General features: G+C 58.5%; 1 protein-coding gene. It reads left to right on the top strand.

Features of this window, described 5'->3' with window-relative positions; translation table 11 throughout:
* The first annotated feature begins 174 nt into the window (after positions 1-174).
* On the top strand, positions 175-1,716 hold the full coding sequence (locus O7A61_RS32120; RefSeq protein ID WP_337133161.1) for a trimethylamine methyltransferase family protein: 1,542 nt from the start codon (positions 175-177) through the stop codon (positions 1,714-1,716).
* Position 1,717: the final 1 nt, after the last annotated feature.

Consider the following 1,717-nt stretch of genomic DNA (forward strand, 5'->3'; position numbering starts at 1 on the left):
GCGGCGCGCTGATCAGGCCTGCCACGGCGGAGCTGAAACAGCACGGCGGCTCGCTCAGCTCGCACGTTGCAGCAGCGGCGCGTAATCGCAGGTTACGCACCAGCGCCACTCTTATATCGTTGTTTAGTCTGGGCCGATCCGCAATTATGAGGCTCATTTGGAGCTCGTATTACCGTGCAAGAAACGCTCGACCCCAAAAATCTCACAGCGAGGCCGCGGCGCGGCGGTGCCGCTTCTCGGCGAGAAGCGCGACTACGAGGCCCAGTGATTTACCTTCCTACCGCCGTGCGCAACATCCCGACATACGAGGTGCTTGCGCAGGACGGGCTCGAGGCAATCGACGATCATGCGATGAAAATCCTCGAGACCATTGGAATAGAATTTCGTGACGACGCCTCTGCTGCCATCTGGCGACAGGCTGGAGCCGAAGTTACCGGGCATCGCGTGCGCATTGCTCGCGAACTTATCCGTAAGTTGATCGCCACTGTTCCCGGTGAGTTTGACTATCATGCCCGCAACTCCGACCGTACAGCCAGGGTCGGCGGACGCAACATGATCTTTGGTCCCGCCTACGGAACGCCAAATCTTATTGATCTCGACGGTGTCCGGCGGCAGGCGACCGCCGAGGATATGCGCACGGTGATGAAGCTGCACCACGTCAACCCGGTCATCCACTACAACGGCGGCTACACGCTCGAGCCGATGGACATACCGGTGCCGCACCGACACTTGCACATGGTGGAATCCTCGTTCCTCACCACCGACAAACCTATCATGGGCTCGGCTCAGTCCGAGTTTCAGGCGCAAGACAGTCTGGACATGGCGAAGATCGTTTTCGGCGAGCAATTCGTGGACGAGCACGTTGTCATGACCGCGTTCCTCAACTGCAACTCACCGCTCGTTTGGGACCAGACCCAGCTTGAATCGCTACGCTTATACGCGGCTCATAACCAGGCGCTTCTGCTTTCGCCTTTTGTACTTTATGGCGCCTCCACGCCTGTGCACGTGCTCGCCGCGACGGCGCAGATAGTGGCTGAGGTGATTGCTGGTGTGGCTTTCAGCCAAATCATCCGTCCCGGATGTCGTGCAATAATGGGTGTCGCACCGATGGGCGTTTACATGAAGAGCGGTTCGCCAACATTCGGTTCGCCAGAGGTGGCGCTTGCAATGTTCATATTTGGGCAGATGGCCAGGTTCTACGGCATTCCGTGGCGGACGAATGGCGCCAAATCCGGATCGAAAGGGGATGACCTCTACGCTGGTTACGATTCCATCCTGAAAGTTTACCCTGCGATCCTTGGCGGTTGTAATCTCCTGACCCATTGCGGCGGCACGATCGAGGGATCGCTATGCATCTCCATGGGGAAGCTTGGCGCCGACGGCCAGCAGATGCAGAACTTCTACACAATGCTGAAGGGAGTTGATTGGGCCGACATGGAAACCGCGCTCGCCTCCCTGGCGAAGGTAGGACCGGGCGGGCATTTCTTTGACGAGGATTATACTCGCGAAAACCTTCCGTTCTTAGACGAAGTCCAAGACAATGAACGCTTTGAGAGCTGGGTAGCGACGGGCCGCAAGGATGCCGGAACGCGCGGCCGCGAATGGTGCCGAAAGATGCTGAGCAAATACGAGGAGGAGCCACCGGCGCTTGAGGCTTCGACACGCGAGGCGCTGCGGGACTTTGTCGAGCGTCGCGAGCGAGAGATCCAAACATAGC

It is taken from the genome of Mesorhizobium sp. Cs1321R2N1 (genome assembly GCF_037179725.1).
GTDB lineage: Bacteria > Pseudomonadota > Alphaproteobacteria > Rhizobiales > Rhizobiaceae > Mesorhizobium > Mesorhizobium salmacidum.